Origin of the sequence: Niallia sp. XMNu-256, assembly GCF_036670015.1 — a bacterium.
Classification (GTDB): domain Bacteria; phylum Bacillota; class Bacilli; order Bacillales; family Cytobacillaceae; genus Bacillus_BD.
This window is the reverse complement of record NZ_CP137636.1, coordinates 71,890-90,000: the sequence shown is the minus strand read 5'-3', so window position 1 is coordinate 90,000 and position 18,111 is coordinate 71,890. Positions and strand designations below refer to the sequence as shown.

Sequence of the window (18,111 nt, the reverse complement as noted above, 5' to 3'; positions counted from 1 at the left end):
TAAATTCCGGATTATGTCTAGTTGAGACCCCTTCATTACGAAATACACGGCCGATTTCATAAACCTTTTCAATTCCGCCAACAATTAGTCGTTTTAAATGGAGTTCAATGGCAATTCGCATATATAACTCCATATCCAGAGCATTATGATGGGTGATAAATGGTCGAGCTGCTGCTCCGCCAGCAATGGAATGCATCATTGGGGTTTCTACTTCTAGGTAACCATTGCTATCTAAATAGTTACGCATTGAACGGATAATTTGACTTCTTGTAATAAACGTTTGTTTACTATCTTGACTCATAATTAAATCTAAATAGCGTTGGCGATATCTTTGTTCTACATCTTTTAAGCCGTGGAACTTTTCTGGCAATGGGCGCAGTGATTTCGTCAGAATAGTAAAGCTTGTAGCTTTAACTGATAATTCCCCGACTTTTGTTTTAAAAACTTGTCCAGTTATTCCAACGATATCTCCTAGATCAACAAGATTAAAGATTTCATATTGCTCAGAACCTACTGCGTCTTGGCGAACATATATTTGTATTTGTCCACTTAAGTCCTGAATATGAGCAAAACCTGCTTTCCCTTTACCGCGTTTTGTCATTACACGACCCGCAATGGTAACTTCAACATTTTGATTATCTAACTCTTCTTTTTCTACCTCTCCGTATTTTTCAACAATTTCTGTTGCGAGGTGAGAGCGTTCAAATCGTTTACCGAATGGATCAAGTCCTCTTTCACGTAAATCGTTTAGTTTTTCCCTCCTAACCTGCATTTGGTCATTTATTTCTTCATGACTCATTTCGTTCATCTCCTATAATCAATTCTTTTATATGTAAGCTAATAAATCAATCAGTTCAAATTGCATACTTTATCATTTTACACAAAGTATAGCAATCATAAAAGTTTTAATCTTAAATTTAACGATGAAAGGCCACTTTAACTAGTATTTTAACTCAATTCCGAGATATAAACAAAAACTGCCAGATCACCATCTGACAGTTTTCCCTTATTAACCAACCTGAGTTTGGGTTTCTACTTCCTCAACATTCTCAACTAATCCATATAACAGGGAAGCGAGCCCGTCTCTTGTATCGCACTCATTAATTGCATTTCGAATACGGCCACTTCCTTTAATTCCTTTTAAATACCATGCTGCATGTTTTCGCATTTCCCTTACGGCGACTTTTTCATTTTTTAAATCAATAAGACGATCAAGGTGAAGCATGCAGACATCAATTTTTTCCTGGGAGGATGGCTCACCCATTAATTCACCTGTTTCTAAATATTTAACAGTACGATAAATCATCCATGGATTTCCTAATGCAGCCCGACCGATCATAACCCCATCACAACCAGTTTCCTCAAGCATCCTTTTAGCATCTTGAGGTGTAGCAACATCCCCATTGCCAATAATCGGGATGTTCACAGATTGTTTTACTTCACGGATGATATCCCAGTTTGATGTCCCTTCATACATTTGTACCCGTGTACGTCCATGAAGAGCAACCGCTTTTCCACCTGCCCGCTCAACTGCTAGTGCATTTTGAATAGCATAGATATGGTTTTCATCCCAACCCATTCTCATTTTGACTGTTACAGGTTTCTCGACTGCATCTACAACAGCAGAAACCATTTCGTAAATTTTATTAGGATCTAAAAGCCACTTAGCCCCTGCATCAACCTTTGTAATTTTCGGTACAGGACACCCCATATTGATATCAATAATATCTGCATTTGTATTTTTATCTACAAATTTAGCCGCTTCAACTAATGTTTCTTTTTCTCCGCCGAAGATTTGCAGGCTTAACGGCTTTTCTCGCTCATCTATAAACAACATATTCAATGTCTTTTCGTTCTTATATAAAATTCCTTTATCACTTACCATTTCCGCACAAACAAGACCGGCCCCAAACTCTTTAACCGTTAAACGGAAAGCAGCATTACAAACTCCTGCCATTGGAGCTAATACGACAGGATTTTTCATTTCAATATTGCCTATTTTTAGCATATATCCATCCTCCATTTAACCGCTCGTATTTCTAGATTGGCCTTAATTCATCTATACTGATCCCAAGTAAGCTGGACATTTTTTCGATCAACGCAAACGTAGGCAGTCGATTTCCTCTTTCTATTTCACCTAACATCGAAACCGAGACACCCAGCTCTCTTGCAAAACTTTCCTGAGTAAATCCCTTTAGTTTTCGAAAAGCGCGAATACGTCTTCCCCATTTTTCTCTTTCCATATTTGAACCCCTTCTTTATCAGTTAACTCATCGACGATCTTACTTAATGGCTTATTCTGCGATGGAATGATCGTATCCGGACTGATCTCCAGTAATGGAATAACAACAAATGATCGTTCAAACATACGGGGATGAGGAATAACAAGTTTCTCAGTTTTAATATTTTCTTCATTAAACAATAAAATGTCAAGGTCTATTGTTCGGGGCCCCCAATGGATTTCCCTTTTTCTACCTAGCTTTTTCTCGGTATCTAAACAGGCATCTAAAAGTTCAAACGCTGATAACTCTGTCTTTAACTGGGCTACCATGTTTAAAAACAAATCCTGTTCCGTATACCCTACTGGGACCGTTTCATAAATGGAGGATACATTTACCAACTCTATTGGGTATGTAGTAGCTAAAGCTTCTAAGGCTTCCTTTAAATAATTGGATCGATTACCAATATTTGAACCTAACGAAATATACGCTTGATTCATCTTAAACACGACCCCTAACAATTTCTACTGCGACCGATTGATAATGCCCCTTAATAGGCGGATTCGGTTTAATTACTTTTACCGTTACTTGATTAACCTTTTCAAATTGGTTTAAAATCTGTTGGGCTATTTTTTCTGCAACTGCTTCAATCAATTTATAAGGTCTTCCTTCAGCGATTTCCTGACAAATTTGAAAAAGGTCGACATAGCTAATAGACTCGTGTAAATCATCAGATACTCCTGCCTTTTTAAAATCGGTTTCTACGACTAGATCAACTACAAATCGCTGACCTAGGACGGTTTCTTCAGGAAGAACTCCATGATACCCATAGAACTCCATCCCATTCACATAGATTTTATCCAACTTGATCTCCCTTTCCCATTAAAGCATCCATCATTTTTGCCATTCTGCTTATTTCCTTCACATCATGAACACGGAAAATCTGACAGCCTTTTTGGATACCATAACAGACTGTCGCTCCCGTCCCTTCCATACGCTGATCTACTGGAAGGTTTAATACATTTCCAATCATTCTTTTGCGTGAAGGCCCTAATAAAACAGGATAGCCTAGTCCGGTAAACTTATCTAGATTTCTCATCATTTCAATATCATAGGCATCTTTTGCAAATCCAATCCCTGGATCTAATATGATTTGAGAATCCTTGACACCGGCTTTTTTCACAATAGCTATACTTTCAAAAATATCATTTAGCGTATCTCTGAAAAAGGATTGATAGTCTTGATTATCACGATTATGTTGAAGAATAATTGGTACTTGTAACTCTGCAGCCACATTTCCCATATTTGGATCAGCTTTTGCTCCCCAAATATCATTGATAATATGAGCTCCCGCTTTAATAGCACCTCTTGCTGTTTCAGCTTTAAAAGTATCAATGGATAAAGGGACAGGTACCGCCTCTTTTACCGCCTCTATAACTGGAACTACACGGCTTAGTTCCTCATCAACTGAAATCGGTGTATAACCAGGACGGGTTGATTCCCCTCCAATATCAATTAAATCTGCTCCATTTTCAACCATTTCTAGCGCATGTTGCACAGCATGGTCAATGGAATTATACTTTCCACCGTCTGAAAAGGAATCTGGAGTTACATTTAAAATTCCCATAATGAGTGATTTCTTTCCGTAGTCAAGTGTATAAGAACCACATTGAATAATTTGATTAGACATATTACACCTCTATTAATAAAAAATTGGCATTTCCTTTAATCCTATTATGATAATATAAAAAACTAAAAAAGAAAAACCAGTAAACGTAAAAAGAGACTCTCCTTATGATAGGAGAGCCTCTGTATCATCGTATAAATTAATCTTCAAATTGGAATAGAGCAGTACTTAAGTAACGTTCACCGTTATCAGGAATAATTGCTACTACCTTTTTCCCTTTTCCAAGTTGTTTTGCTACCTTTAACGCTGCATGGACAGCAGCACCTGCAGAAATACCACCTAGAATTCCTTCTTCTTGACCTACACGGCGAGAAGCTTCAAAAGCCTCGTCATTTGTCACGGTAATAACTTCATCATAAATCCCTGTATTCAATACTTCTGGAACAAAACCTGCTCCAATCCCTTGAATTTTATGTGGACCTGGTTTTCCACCAGAAATGACAGGTGAGTCAGATGGTTCAACCGCATACACTTTAATTTCAGGGAATTTTTCTTTTAGAACTTCTCCGGCTCCAGTAATAGTTCCACCCGTACCAATTCCTGCCACAAACGCGTCAAGACCATCGCTAAATTGTTCTACTAGTTCTTTTCCTGTTGTATGACGGTGAATTTCTGGGTTTGCAGGATTTTCAAATTGTTGAGGGATGAAATAGCCATGTTGCTCCGCAAGTTCATTTGCTTTTGCAATTGCACCTTTCATTCCTTCTGCTCCTGGAGTTAAGATAAGTTGGGCACCATAAGCACGAAGCAGATTACGACGTTCTAAGCTCATTGTATCTGGCATAACTAATACTGCTTTATAACCTTTTGCAGCGGCTACCCATGCCAAACCAATACCAGTATTCCCACTAGTAGGTTCAACAATTGTATCGCCAGCTTTTAACTTCCCACTTTGTTCCGCAGCTTCGATCATTGCAAGAGCGATACGATCTTTAACACTACTACCTGGGTTCATATATTCTAACTTTAAGTATACATCTGCACTATCTGTATCAACAATATGATTTAGCTTAACGACTGGAGTTCCACCGATTAATTCTGTTATTGAATTATAAGTTTTAGCCATAAATAGCACCCTTTCCCATTTCCGAGTATTTATATTGGTTTTATTTAAATTTATCAGCAATTGTTAAAATTGTCAATTACTTATTGGGAAAAAACTCATACTTTATGGCTATTTTGATTCATTCTTAAAGACTTCTAATTCTTCCTGAGGGTATATATATTTTTCATTACAGAAGTGACAATGGGCTTCTGCTTGACCATCTTCATCGATCATATCTTGGATTTCTGCCTTTCCAAGACCAATAATGGCACTCCCGAATCTCTCCCTGGAACAGTTACATGCAAAGGAAACTGGCATCTTTTCAAGGAATTTGACTTCGTCTTTTCCTAAAACTTCAATCAATAGTTCCTCAGGTGATAACCCTTTTTCAATTTGCTTTGAAATCGGCGGGATTTCGCTTAATCGTTTTTCAATTTTTGTAATCGTCTCATCTTCCGTACCAGGCATTAATTGAATGATAAAACCACCTGCAGCCAATATGGAATTATCCGGATTTACGAGGACTCCAACACCTACTGCAGAGGGGGTTTGCTCAGAAGTTGAGAAATAGTACGTAAAATCCTCACCTAATTCACCTGATACGATCGGAACTTGTCCGGTAAAATAATCCCGTAATCCGATATCCTTTACAACCGTTAAATTTCCATCTGTTCCTACAGCTCTTCTAACATCCAATTTACCATGTTGATTTAAATCAAAATGTGTTTGTGGATTGGAAACATAACCTCTAACTTCCCCTTTTGCATTACTGTCAACTAAAATATGGCCAATAGGTCCGCCACCTTCGATTTTGACTGTAAGTTTATCTTCACCGGTTAGCATTGCCCCCATCATAACCGTGGCAGTCATCGCTCTTCCCAGCGCAGCAGAGGCTGTCGGCCATGTATAATGTCGACGTTGTGCCTCCCCGACTGTTTCTGTACTACGAACCGCATAAGCGCGTACTTGTCCGTTGTAAGCAAGTGCTTTAACTAAATAGTCTCCCATCTAATATCTCCTTCCAAAACCAATAAATATTATTTTAACTATTACTATACCTTATCTCTTTAGGGTTTCCAGATTCCTATTATAAATAAGCTGCAAACCCTTTAAAGTCAAAAAGGGATCAACAATATCAATCACATTGGATTCTTGAGCAATTAGACCAGCCAAACCACCAGTTGCAATTACGGTCAATCTCTGCTGACACTCTGCTTGCATTCTTTTTACAATTCCCTCTACTTGTCCTACATAGCCATAGAGAATTCCAGATTGCATGGCTGAGACCGTATTTTTGCCAATGACACTTCCTCCATCAGGACGCGCGATTTCAATTCTAGGAAGTTTAGAAGCACGTGTATACAAGGCTTCCGTTGAAATCCCAACTCCCGGTGCAATTGCTCCTCCCATGTACTGCCTTTTCTCGTTAATATAACAGTATGTTGTTGCTGTACCAAAATCGACAATGATTAGTGGACTGCCATATTCATGGATAGCCGCCACTGCATTTACAATGCGGTCAGCTCCTACTTCACGCGGGTTATCATATTTTATATTTAGACCAGTTTTGATACCTGGACCAACAATTAAAGGGGGGATATGGAAGTATTTTTCGCACATATTTTCCAATGCCGTCATGATCGGAGGAACAACGGAAGAAATAATGATGCCATTAATGGCTGAAAAAGATAGATTTTCGTGTTCAAAAAGGCTTTTAATGGTCATCGCATATTCATCTGCAGTTTTACTGCGATTTGTTTCAATTCTCCAATGAAATTTTAATTTGTCCTGTTCATAAACGCCTAGAACGGTATTGGTGTTTCCTACATCAAATACAAAAATCATTTTATTCACCACATTTTCCAGAAAGATTCAAATACTGAAAACATCATATCATAAAGAAGATGGTGTTGTATAATCTGAAAAAAGAAAAAAGACGCCCGTTAAAGAGCGCCTTTTTATTATGAACGGTCGTCAGAACGAGGTCCATTCGTTGATTCAGATGAAGTCGAGTCGTCTTCACCTTTTTCCTCATCCTTTTTGGAAATATTTACTTTAACATTTTCATTGGAAGCATCAATCGTATTCCCATTACGGCGTTCCGGAAGGGTTCCATGGTCTGCCAGGTGTCTAATTTGCTCCGCATCTAATGTTTCTACTTCAAGCAATGTTTTCGCAATCACATCTAGTTTGTCACGATGTTCTGTAAGGATTTTACGCGCCTTTTCGTAACATTCTTTAATGATTCGTTGAATTTCCAAGTCAATTTCATAAGCAGTTGCATCTGAATAGTTCTGCTCATTATGAAAATCACGACCCAAGAATACTTGGCCCTGTGATTGACCGAATTGAAGTGGTCCTAATTTATCACTCATACCAAATTCGGTTACCATCCGACGAGCAATTCCTGTTGCACGTTGGAAGTCATTATGAGCCCCTGTACTCACTTCACCAAAGACGATGTCCTCAGAAACACGGCCTCCAAGTAGACCTGTGATTTTATCAAGTAGTTCAGGTTTTGTCATAAAGTAACGGTCTTCTTTTGGAAGCATAACGGCATATCCACCAGCTTGACCACGAGGAACAATCGTAACTTTCTGGACAATTTCAGCATCATCTAACATGAGTCCGATTACAACATGTCCTGCTTCGTGGAATGCCACAATATTTCGTTCCTTTTTGGAAATAACACGGCTCTTCTTAGCAGGTCCGGCAATGACACGGTCTGTTGCTTCATCAATATCGGTCATATCAATTTTCTTCTTATCTGAGCGCGCTGCCACAAGAGCTGCCTCATTTAATAAGTTCTCAAGATCTGCACCAGAGAAACCTGGTGTACGTTGAGCAATTGCCTTCAAATTCACTTCTTCTGCAAGTGGCTTATTGCGAGCATGTACTTTTAATACAGCTTCACGACCTCTCACATCAGGGCGATCTACCGTAATTTGACGGTCAAAACGACCTGGACGTAACAAGGCAGGGTCTAGAATATCAGCACGGTTCGTTGCAGCAATAATTATGATTCCTTCATTGCCTCCAAATCCGTCCATTTCAACAAGTAATTGGTTTAACGTTTGTTCACGTTCGTCATGTCCACCACCAAGACCAGCACCACGTTGACGACCAACAGCGTCAATTTCATCAATGAAAATAATACATGGAGCATTTTTCTTTGCAGTTTCAAATAAGTCACGAACACGAGATGCACCGACACCGACAAACATTTCAACAAAGTCAGAACCACTGATTGAGAAGAAAGGAACTCCTGCTTCCCCTGCAGTTGCTCTAGCTAATAATGTTTTACCAGTACCTGGTGGTCCAACTAATAGTACCCCTTTTGGAATCCTTGCTCCAAGTTCAACGAATTTTCGTGGATCTTTCAAAAAGTCAACGACTTCGACAAGTTCTTGTTTCTCTTCATCTGCACCAGCAACATCTTTAAAGCGAACTTTCTTCTTATCCTCGCTGTAAAGTTTTGCTTTACTTTTACCAAAGTTCATCACTCGGCTACCGCCGCCTTGAGCCTGGTTCATTAAGAAGAAGAATAAAAGCAGGATAATCACAAAGGGAATAATCGATGTAAAGAAGGTTACCCAACCACTTGTCTCTTTAGCAGGTAATTTATCAACAGTAATATTTGCCGCATAGGAATTTATGCGTTCATTTTCACTGTCTGTATTAGAGACATAGGTAATAAATTGTTTCCCTTCTTCATAACCCTTTAGCACACCGCGAACTTCTAATACTCCGCGTTCAGGCTGTGTGGTCAGTTTTGTTACCTCACCATTTTCAAGCTTTTCAATAAATTGATTGTAAGTTAAGTTCTCAGTCGGCTGATTTCCGCCATTAAAGAAACTAACAACGCCAATGATGACTAAAAAGATTAATAAATAAAAGATCGTATTACGGAAAATCCGATTCATCCCTTACCTCCTCCCACGGTCAAGAAACTATAGTGTATAGTACCATAGAAAATCCTACTATTACAAGGATTTACACTTGTAAAACCAAGTAAAATCAAGTTTATAATATATGAATACTAATAAAATAATTATTCCTCTGTATCACTATATATTTTTGGTTTTAATACACCAATATAAGGTAGATTACGATAGCGTTCAGCATAGTCCAAACCATATCCAACGACAAATGCGTTAGGCACACTAAACCCTACATAATCCGCTTGAATATCAGCTTTTCGACCTGTTGGTTTATCTAATAAAGTAACGATTTTAACCGATTTTGCTTTTCGATAATGAAATAGTTCAACTAAATAGCTCAGTGTTAAACCACTATCAATGATATCCTCAATGATTAGAATATCACGACCTTCAACAGATGCATCTAAGTCTTTAATGATCTTAACTTCACCTGATGAAACAGTTGATTTACCATAACTTGAAACATCCATAAAGTCCATTTCAAGATAAGTATCCATTCTTTTCAGAAGGTCTCCCATAAATAGGGTTGCACCTTTCAAAATCCCAATTGCAAGTGGAAAACGGTCTTGATAATCATTTGTCAGCTGCTCTGCTAATTCTGTAACCTTTTTTTGGATTTCCTCTTCCGATATTAATATTCTTTCAATATCGTTTTTCATACTTCGTTAAACCCCCTAGATGATCAATGCTTATATGTATTTGTTAAATAATAACCTTTAGAGATGTGTTGCCTGAATATAGAAATTGAAACATTATGATTGCCGCTTCTCCTTATAGGTGATAAGGATATATGGTTCCTTATCATTATTTAAAGTGTCTGCATTGTGGCATTTTTTTAATCTTGGCAGCCACAGTATACGATTTTTACCATCTGTAACAACTGGCCATTCTTCTCTCTCAGCAATTGGAACTTTGTGATCGATAAAGATACTTTTAAGTTTTTTCGTTCCTCCCATTCCTTTTAAACTCATGCGATCCCCTTGTTCCTTTGTTCGAATAATGACCGGGAATGCAACATCACTTTTATTTAGCAGAATGTTGTTAGAGTTTGTTTCTACAGGAGTTTTAATACATTGAATAGTAATCTGGTCACCATTTGGAAGTATACATTCACCAGGCTCCGTCAAAACATAATGGAAGTTTGGATGATTGTCAACCAAAAATAGAAAGTGACATAATCGGTAGGAACGAATAACCTTCAATCCTGAAGGGAAATCTAGTCTTCCAGAAGGATTTTCACTAGCTATTAATGAAAAGAAGGAATCAATATGTATAGCAGATAATGCTTGTGGTCTATGTTCATAAAGATAATCTAATATTAGTTGAATCCCTCTTCTTTGTAAAGGCAGCGGCAACTTCTGAAATGCATCTAAATCAATGGTTACTTTATCGGTATGCTTCTCTCTCCATACTGTATTCATCTTTTGCTTCGTTAATTCCTGAAGGCATTCTTCATCAAGCAGCAGATCCTCACTAAACCGTCTAAAATGTTCATGTACATTGTTATTTTCCTTTTTTAAAAAGGGTAAAACATATTTTCGAAACCGATTGCGTAGATAGCTATCACTATCATTACTTGGGTCATGACGAGGATGTAAGTGATGCTCCATGCAATACTGTTCAATTTCTTGACGACTTAAGGCTAAGAATGGCCTGACAATCGTCCCTTTTTCAAATGGCCTCATAAATGGAATTCCAGCTCGAGCACTGCCAGAGCTGCCTCTAGTAAGCCTCATTAGAATGGTTTCAATTTGATCATCCCCATGATGGGCCAGTGCCAAATGTGAAAGATGGTATTCTTTCATCACTTCTGCAAAAAACTGATACCTACATTCTCGGGCTGCAACTTCTGGACTCTTTCCTGTTTTCTCCATATACTCAGGTACGTCTACCCTTTTCATCTTAAAGGGAATTCCTCTTACTTGGCAAAACTGTTCTACATATTTTGCGTCTTGCAGAGACTCCTCTCCTCTAAACATATGATCTAAATGACCGACGACAAGTGTGATATCCTGATGTTTATTTAAGAGGTAGTTTAACAAAGCTAAGGAATCCGGTCCGCCAGATACCCCGACTAGAACCCGTTTCCCGGCAAATGTAAATCCTTTCTGTTTTAAAAACTGGTCAACCTTTTCTTCCATTTGCATTTCTTCCTTAAAAAAGTAATCGTCTTTAATCAAATTGAAACTTCCATCAGTGGGCTTCACTGTCCGTTAACCCTAATAAATCCAGTTCCTTGTTTATAAGGATATCAGTTTCTATCAAAAAAACAAAAGATTAACCAGAACTTTTTTCATTTATATTAATATTTTTTCAAAACTATTTCAGATGAGTTCTCCGAATATATAGAAGGCATAGAATAGCATCACAATAACAAGGATTAAAACCGTTTCTAGCGATCCCTTTTTCTTCCTTCCTTTCTGGTTTTGTCTCACCCGATTTCTTTGAGGATTTGTGTTGACCGAATGGGTTTGCCTGGTTTGCCTAGTTTGTCTTGTTTGTCTAGTTCCTGCTGTCGCCTTGCTAGTTTTTGCTTTAACGAGATGCAATAAATCATCTCTCATATCGCCAGCACTCAAGTACTGTCCTTGTAGGGCACTTAAAATGACAGGCTCAAATTTTTGTAATAACTTACTATTATTAATAGCTTGGCGTAATTGAGTGATTCCACCTTGTTTTTTATTAAAACGCTTCGGATAAGCAGAATTAATCATGATCATAGCTACGGCAAATAGATCATAACTCGGATCTGCCTTTCTCGATCCTAGACCCCAATACCCTCTGTCATAAAACTCAGTAAACTCTTTAATGGCTCTTCCTTGGAGGGTAGTGCCACCGACATCAATACAACGGATACGCGACGGCGGCCCCGTCACAATTAAATTTTCCGGTTTTAGATCCCCAAAAACCCAACCATTATGATGGAGTTTTTCTAAATCTGCTAGTAATTGTAGAATCAGGACCGGTAGCCATGAGCTTCCCTTTTTTTCAATAAATGTTAAAAAGTCAGGCCCTTCGATATACTCCATTACATAAAAGGAAATTTGGCCGCCGTTTACTTGCCAATCATCTACATCCAACAAAGAAGGCCCAAGGGCTGATCCTTGGACCTTTGCAAAGGATTTGAGCACATTCACTTCAGATGTTATCGACATCCCATTATCGCTCATTTTTAATGCAACTTGAACATTTTTGTTCCTTGCAAGATAGACAATCCCATTTGCCCCAAATCCTAATTCGTTTATAATGGTGTATCGATTTTTATGCCACTTACCCTCTATGACCGTTCCCGGCTGGACATTAAATCGACTCTTCGAAGAATTCATCATCACGGGATAACAAGCTCCTCAATGACCGTTTTTTCTTAAAGTAACGAATCGCTTCATTAACAGCTGGCCCTGTCGGGGTAATTCCACCGGTTGTTAACTTAGAAAAAATACCTGTTAACGATTCCAGTTTTGGGGTCCAGTCTAATAATTTATCCACTTCACCCTTTTTCCCGGGAAATACAAAGACGGAAAAACGATTTTCCCCACTTCGGGCGTTTAAACTTAATGATAAATCAAGGAGCGCTTCCTTCACTGTTGGAAGTTTCTCCTTCATGCTTGCTGATGTATCAACAAGAATCAGAACCTCAACCTCTACGGTTTCTCCGAGCTCATCGACAACTTCCATCACTTCCCCTCTTTTTTCAGGTGGAAGATCTTCTATGGTTTGGGACTTGCCAAGGATTTGCTGTAACTCTCGATTAACAACACCTTGAAGGGTTTGAGTCATTGCCTTTCTTGTCACCATTTGAACGGTTTGTGACAATTTCTGAGCATAAACGATTTGGCTTACGCCACCACCAGCCAGTGCAATTCCCTCAATTTCTTTAGCGCTTTGTTCATCAATTACATCATGTTCCATAACCCCAATAACATTTACTGTAATGCCCATCTCTTTTGCAAGCGCAGCGATTGCAATGGGATCTTCTCCTTGATTTGAACAGCCATCCGTGATTAGTAAAATTTGCTTCAGCGTTCCAGTCTTCATCAAGTTCCCCTCCAAAATATGAAATGTTACCATTTTTCACCATTGGAGGGTGATTTATACATTAGTTTGCCTTTTGTTTAAACTGAGGAACTGGAATGGAAGTCCACTTTGGTGTGTTGTGCTTGATTTTCGCAACAACAACGGTCATATCATCCTCAATAAATCCTGAGCCCGAACGGATTACTTCCTCCATAATTAAATCCGCAATCTCCTGAGGGTCATTGGTTTTTAATTCTTTTATTTTACGTTTCATCCATAAATCATAATTTTCTACATGCTTTGGACCTTCAAAGACACCATCACTCATCATAATAAGCAGATCTCCTGCTTTTAATTGCTCACTAACAACGTCTACTTCAAATTCATCAACAATTCCCATTGGTAAATTGCTAGCATGAATTTTGGTGACCTTGTCCCCTCTTTTTACAAAACTAGGTGTTGAGCAAATTTTCAGAAATCTAGTTGATGCATTTTGTAAATCAATCATTGCCAAATCTAAGGTTGAGAAAATTTCATCCGTTGTTCTTAAGGATAATACAGAGTTGACCGATTTAATGGCTACCCTTTCCTCAATTCCTGATTGGAGAATTTGCTGCAAGAGCCCTAGAGTTTCCTGGCTTTCTATATGGGCGCGTTCACCATTCCCCATCCCATCACTAATGGCAACCGCATATTTTCCACAGCCAATCTCAATGGTGGAGTAACTGTCACCTGAAATAAGACCACCATCCTTTGCTGCATGGGCAACTCCTGTTTCAACTGTATACGCTTTAGCAGATCGGAACGTAACATGGTAATAGCCATTTGGATACTCTGAATACTCCTCTGAATTTACTAATATTGTTTCTCCTAGAATATCGGATAACATCGGGGCAATTAATTTTTCGCATTCTCCATGCCCTTCATAATTAGGAATAGTCATATCAATGTCAATATTTCCTTGCTCAAGACTATAAATTTCTACATTTTCAATCTCAATTCCAAAATCCTGGAGAGCCTCATGGATTTGTTCCTCTTGACGGTGATGGTTCTCCCGTTCTTTTTGGATTTCACTAGCAAAATTCCCCATGACCTCTGAAACGCCTAGCAATTGCTCGGCCACAAGTCGTCTTGATTCCCTTACCTGTTTCTTTAGCTTATGATTCGCCTGATAGAAGGTTAATTCCTGTGACATAATCTCAATGACCTTTTTCGGTTTCACACAATGGGTGTCCCACTCTCTATATAACTTTTGGGTAACCGCTCCATCCTTTTGTTCCATTTCAAGCATAATCTCTTTCATATAATCATAGGTTGTATTAAAGTTCCTCGTCCAACATTGCTCTTTACGGTGACATAGCTGACAAGTTCTTTCTGTTACATTACTTAAAAAGTAATCTAACTCCCTTTCATCATCCCCCCACTCATTGGGTTCATTTTGATTGGAAAAACTACGGGATAACGCCTGAAACACATTAGAAAATTGTTCAACCCTTTGGGCAGTAACATCTCGCATTTTTCGCATATATTGTTGCTGCTCTTGAGAATATTCAATCGTTCCAGGAATATATTTGGCGAGCTTTGAGGTAATACTTTTTGGTGTAAGGAGCAATAAAACAACTGCTACAGTTGTTTCTAACAATGTATTGACTAATACTGCTGTGCCATCTCCATACATCGCCATGAGTAATGTAGCAATATATAACCCAATAGATACCCCCAGTTTTTTTCCCTCTTTTAATAGACCCCCTAGTAACCCAGCAAAAGCTAGTAAACTCATATGGGCAAAACTAGCTACGCTAGATAAACTAAAAATAAGACCTGTTACGACCCCAACCGTTGAACCTACCGTTGCACCAGCTACAAAAGCAAATAGTATGACAAGATAACGAGAAAAAATATGATCAATCGACAAATCATATACCGTCCATCCGATGGTTCCCGTCATAACAGAAGCCAGTAATATAATTAAACAAACAATCTCTTCGGTTTTAAAGGATTGCCTTCGCTTTGAAATGGTTAGGAGTGGAAGACTTTGAATAAAAATGAGGGTTAATATAAAGCCTAGACTTGACTCGACACCAGCCATCATTAGTTCATACATCGTAAATGAATCTGAGAATAAATACCCTTCAGCAAGACTTCCAAGTAACAAAACAGAAAATACATAATAAGGTATAAGTTTCACTTCATTCATTAACCACTTTTTCGTTCCCCGGTATATTAGTAAAAATAAGACGGTAATGGCAAAAGTAGATATGGCTGTACCAATGGACAGTGTAGCAGCCCCAGCGATTAATCCCACTAGCACAAGAGGAGCTTTATCTCTTCTAATTAAGTATACAGCTGCAAAAAACGGTACACTAAATGGCGTCAATTGAGCTAGGATGAGAGATCGTCCAAGTAAAAACGATAAAAAAAGCAGGATATAGCCCTTTTTAAGAAAAAAGTTTTCCATTTTCGCCTGGAAGTTTTTAAAGGGATTCTCTATTTTAAATGGCTTGACAAAGTCAACTTCCCTGATTGGTTCAATGAAGTTTTGTTCCACCTTTTCCACTATAGCTACACTCCCTATACAAGTATTTTTAAACATTATATAGTCCACTAGATTAGAAGTTTGTCAAAATGGCAGACAAGCCCTACATTTTCGTTCGACTCATTTCTAGTAAAAGCGGAAAAATAACTGTTTTTCCCAGAAATATAAACAGGAAACCAAAGGCTTGATATCGAAAGCAGTCAACTAAATGGGACAAATAAAAAAAGTGTCAGACATCCTCCATTGAATGGGGTGCCTAACACTAAAAAAAATAAGGCAAATTCATTATGAATTTGCCTTAAGGGAATATCATGATAAACCCTATTCTTTATTTAAATCAGCAACAAGTTACCCTCTTCTTGCGCCTCTTCCACCACGCTTTGATTCGGTGTTACGCTTAAGAGAAGATAATCGGTCTTCGCTATCTTTTAAAAAGCGTGCCATTTTTGCTTCAAAGTTTTCCTTTGGAGCACGGTGGTTATCATTTGATCTCCCTTGACGTGGACGACCTGAATGACCCCCTCTAGAATCACCACGATCTCCCCTATCATTTCTTGCCGGTCTTTCTGGTCGATCTGGTCGATCTGGTCTTTCTGGTCGGTCTTTTGCCTTTTTAATTGAAAGGCCGATTTTCCCGTCCTTTTCTACATTAATGACTTTGACCTCAATAACATCGCCCACTTTTAAATGGTCATTAATGTCCTTTACATAGTTGTCCGCAACTTCACTGATGTGAACAAGTCCAGTTGAGCCTTCTGGCAGCTCCACAAACGCTCCAAAATTAGTAATACCGGTTACCTTTCCCTGTAACTTGCTGCCTACTTCGATTGACATAAAAAAAAATTTCCTCCTTAAAAATATGCAGAATAATACCTATACTATATTATACCGAATGATACCAAAGAGTGCAATACAGTGCTTACCTTGAAGATTTTTCCTCTTCCTCTTTTTCTTCCTCTTCTTTACCCTTTTCCTTTTCCTTTTCCCTAGGAAGAGTAAAGATGATTTCGTTCTCATCCGATAAAAAGTATTCCTTCCTAGCTAACTTTGCAATGTAATCATCATCATTTAATTTTACAATTTCCTCTTTTAAAAGAATTTCTTCTTGTTTTAAGGAAGCAAGTTCTTGTTTAACCTTTTCTTGTTCTTCTTTCTTCTCTGCGATCGTTGAGGTTTGTGAAATGAGTGTTGAAACCATAATATAGGTTACAATCGCAACAAGAACAAAGAAAGCTGTTAACCTTCGATATAATAGCTTTTTTCTCCTTGCAACACTGATTTGACCTTCTTCATGTTGTAGTGCATAATTTGTTTGGATTTTTGTAATGTTGTCTTTCTTGTTGTCACCCACTTCAGCAACCCTCCTTACTTTTCCTTCTTCCAACGAGAAACCCATTTATTAATAGAATTCTTGATCTTACGTAAATTTCCTTCCAATTTATTATATATCTTCTCGACGTATTTTTTAAGCGGTTTTGGGGCAAGTTTCCAAAAAAGGGATAAAAACCACATAATAAACTTAATTGCTTGTCGAACAACAGACCAAATAACCATTAAAATCCATTTCAATATCGTATATAAACCATTCCCAAGCATAATGACGAAGGAAATGATGAGAGTAACAAGCGTTCGGATGGGTTTATAGATTAATAGACGAAATAACCTTACGATTAGTTTGTATGTTGAAACTGTAAAAATGATGAGTCTTTCTAATAGATTTAAGTACAAGCTTTTACATAAACTTTGATAAGCGGCAAAGCCACATATTAATGCGAGAAAGATATAAAATCTCCATTCACCCTGGTTTACCTGAAATAATACGTAAAAGATGAGCAGCCCTTGAAAAACCCAAAATAATACATCGTTAATAAACGTTAACCAGCTTTTTCTTTTACTTCTCTGTAAGAAGCGATTATACGTATCAAGGGCAGCTCCAAAAAAAGTTCCCATGCCGACCATTGCCAACATGGTCATAAATTGTGTACTTAGTGTCATCGAAATAACTTGCTAAAGAAGCCTTTAGCCTTTTCTCCGCTATGGTCGTCAATATAAACCAGGTCAAAGATTTTTCCTTTGATCGAGACAATCCCCTTGTCCACATCAAGATTTTTCATCGTAAGATTTTCCCCTTTAATGGCGAGAAAACCCATCACAGTTTCTAATAAAAATTCTTCGTTATCAAAGCTTTCTACCTGCTTAACACCCGTAATATCTAAAAGCCTTCTCCCTTTCATGACAACATCATGTTCTTGCATCGTACCCTTTGTAGAATTACTATCATAAAATTGGCTCATGCATTCATCCCTCTCAATCACATTGTACAACCCTTTTGTACAAGTGTATGAAAAACGATGGCAATTAGAACAGAAATTGAAAGAGCAAAAGAGAGTTAAACGGCTTAAGATTCTGTTGGTACGCGTTCTTCTTTAACAACAGAATACATTTCAGCTGCTTCTTCTTTTTTTGTTGTTTCTAGTATTCGTTCAATTTTAACCGTTACCACCTTTTGTCCAAAACGAATGGTTAATTCATCTCCAACCTTCACATTTGTACTCGCTTTTGCCTGTATCCCATTGACGAGAATTCTGCCTTGATCAGAAACCTCTTTTGCCAATGTTCTCCGTTTAATTAATCGAGATACTTTCAAAAATTTATCTAGTCTCAACGCT

Annotated in this window: 20 protein-coding genes (1 of these 20 only partly in view); all 20 read right to left on the bottom strand. The window is 38.1% G+C overall.

Annotated elements, in window-relative coordinates; genetic code table 11:
• Positions 1–799, bottom strand: partial view of a lysine--tRNA ligase gene (gene lysS / locus R4Z10_RS00415; RefSeq protein ID WP_338471300.1) — the 5' portion only. 686 nt of this gene lie to the left of the window's left edge; 799 of the gene's 1,485 nt are visible here — the first part of the coding sequence; the start codon lies at positions 797–799; its stop codon lies beyond the left edge, outside the window.
• 210 nt (positions 800–1,009) lie between these two features.
• A complete protein-coding gene (gene dusB, locus R4Z10_RS00410) occupies positions 1,010–2,008 on the bottom strand; it encodes a tRNA dihydrouridine synthase DusB (protein WP_338471299.1) in 999 nt (332 codons plus the stop codon).
• A 31-nt stretch (positions 2,009–2,039) separates the two neighbouring features.
• Positions 2,040–2,243, bottom strand: a complete 204-nt coding sequence (locus R4Z10_RS00405; protein WP_338471298.1) for a helix-turn-helix transcriptional regulator — start codon at positions 2,241–2,243, stop codon at positions 2,040–2,042.
• A complete protein-coding gene (folK, locus tag R4Z10_RS00400) occupies positions 2,195–2,719 on the bottom strand; it encodes a 2-amino-4-hydroxy-6-hydroxymethyldihydropteridine diphosphokinase (RefSeq protein ID WP_338471297.1) in 525 nt (174 codons plus the stop codon). The genes R4Z10_RS00405 and folK overlap by 49 nt, the downstream gene beginning before the upstream one ends.
• A gap of 1 nt (position 2,720) precedes the next feature.
• Positions 2,721–3,083: a dihydroneopterin aldolase gene (gene folB / locus R4Z10_RS00395; RefSeq protein ID WP_338471296.1), complete on the bottom strand. Its 363-nt coding sequence runs from the start codon at positions 3,081–3,083 to the stop codon at positions 2,721–2,723.
• Complete coding sequence (gene folP / locus R4Z10_RS00390) at positions 3,076–3,909, bottom strand: dihydropteroate synthase (RefSeq protein WP_338471295.1); 834 nt, start codon at positions 3,907–3,909, stop codon at positions 3,076–3,078. Before folP ends, folB begins: the two co-directional genes overlap by 8 nt.
• 136 nt (positions 3,910–4,045) lie before the next feature.
• Positions 4,046–4,972: a cysteine synthase A gene (gene cysK / locus R4Z10_RS00385; protein WP_338471294.1), complete on the bottom strand. Its 927-nt coding sequence runs from the start codon at positions 4,970–4,972 to the stop codon at positions 4,046–4,048.
• A 108-nt stretch (positions 4,973–5,080) separates the two neighbouring features.
• The gene (hslO, locus tag R4Z10_RS00380) at positions 5,081–5,959 is read right to left on the bottom strand and encodes an Hsp33 family molecular chaperone HslO (protein WP_338471293.1); all 879 of its coding nucleotides are present in this window, start codon (positions 5,957–5,959) and stop codon (positions 5,081–5,083) included.
• A 51-nt stretch (positions 5,960–6,010) separates the two neighbouring features.
• Positions 6,011–6,796, bottom strand: coding sequence for a type III pantothenate kinase (locus tag R4Z10_RS00375; RefSeq protein ID WP_338471292.1), 786 nt, complete (start codon positions 6,794–6,796; stop codon positions 6,011–6,013).
• A gap of 116 nt (positions 6,797–6,912) precedes the next feature.
• The gene (ftsH, locus tag R4Z10_RS00370) at positions 6,913–8,874 is read right to left on the bottom strand and encodes an ATP-dependent zinc metalloprotease FtsH (protein WP_338471291.1); all 1,962 of its coding nucleotides are present in this window, start codon (positions 8,872–8,874) and stop codon (positions 6,913–6,915) included.
• Positions 8,875–9,002: 128 nt separating this feature from the next.
• The gene (gene hpt / locus R4Z10_RS00365; RefSeq protein ID WP_338471290.1) at positions 9,003–9,551 is read right to left on the bottom strand and encodes a hypoxanthine phosphoribosyltransferase; all 549 of its coding nucleotides are present in this window, start codon (positions 9,549–9,551) and stop codon (positions 9,003–9,005) included.
• Between the two features lie 93 nt (positions 9,552–9,644).
• Positions 9,645–11,072, bottom strand: a complete 1,428-nt coding sequence (gene tilS / locus R4Z10_RS00360; RefSeq protein ID WP_338471289.1) for a tRNA lysidine(34) synthetase TilS — start codon at positions 11,070–11,072, stop codon at positions 9,645–9,647.
• Positions 11,073–11,216: 144 nt separating this feature from the next.
• Positions 11,217–12,221 carry a protein kinase family protein gene (locus R4Z10_RS00355; protein WP_338473129.1) on the bottom strand — a complete coding sequence of 335 codons (1,005 nt, stop codon included), beginning with the start codon at positions 12,219–12,221 and terminating at the stop codon, positions 11,217–11,219.
• Positions 12,193–12,927 carry a VWA domain-containing protein gene (locus R4Z10_RS00350; protein WP_338471288.1) on the bottom strand — a complete coding sequence of 245 codons (735 nt, stop codon included), beginning with the start codon at positions 12,925–12,927 and terminating at the stop codon, positions 12,193–12,195. The genes R4Z10_RS00355 and R4Z10_RS00350 overlap by 29 nt, the downstream gene beginning before the upstream one ends.
• A 61-nt stretch (positions 12,928–12,988) precedes the next feature.
• The gene (gene spoIIE, locus R4Z10_RS00345) at positions 12,989–15,463 is read right to left on the bottom strand and encodes a stage II sporulation protein E (RefSeq protein WP_338471287.1); all 2,475 of its coding nucleotides are present in this window, start codon (positions 15,461–15,463) and stop codon (positions 12,989–12,991) included.
• Positions 15,464–15,790: 327 nt separating this feature from the next.
• Complete coding sequence (locus tag R4Z10_RS00340; protein ID WP_338471286.1) at positions 15,791–16,276, bottom strand: S1 domain-containing RNA-binding protein; 486 nt, start codon at positions 16,274–16,276, stop codon at positions 15,791–15,793.
• 85 nt (positions 16,277–16,361) lie between these two features.
• Entirely contained in the window at positions 16,362–16,793 is a 432-nt protein-coding gene (locus R4Z10_RS00335; protein WP_338471285.1) for a septum formation initiator family protein, read from the bottom strand.
• A gap of 14 nt (positions 16,794–16,807) precedes the next feature.
• Entirely contained in the window at positions 16,808–17,437 is a 630-nt protein-coding gene (gene yabQ, locus R4Z10_RS00330; protein WP_338471284.1) for a spore cortex biosynthesis protein YabQ, read from the bottom strand.
• On the bottom strand, positions 17,434–17,736 hold the full coding sequence (yabP, locus tag R4Z10_RS00325; RefSeq protein ID WP_338471283.1) for a sporulation protein YabP: 303 nt from the start codon (positions 17,734–17,736) through the stop codon (positions 17,434–17,436). The genes yabQ and yabP overlap by 4 nt, the downstream gene beginning before the upstream one ends.
• A gap of 104 nt (positions 17,737–17,840) precedes the next feature.
• Positions 17,841–18,107, bottom strand: coding sequence for an RNA-binding S4 domain-containing protein (locus R4Z10_RS00320; protein ID WP_338471282.1), 267 nt, complete (start codon positions 18,105–18,107; stop codon positions 17,841–17,843).
• Between the last annotated feature and the right edge of the window lie 4 nt (positions 18,108–18,111).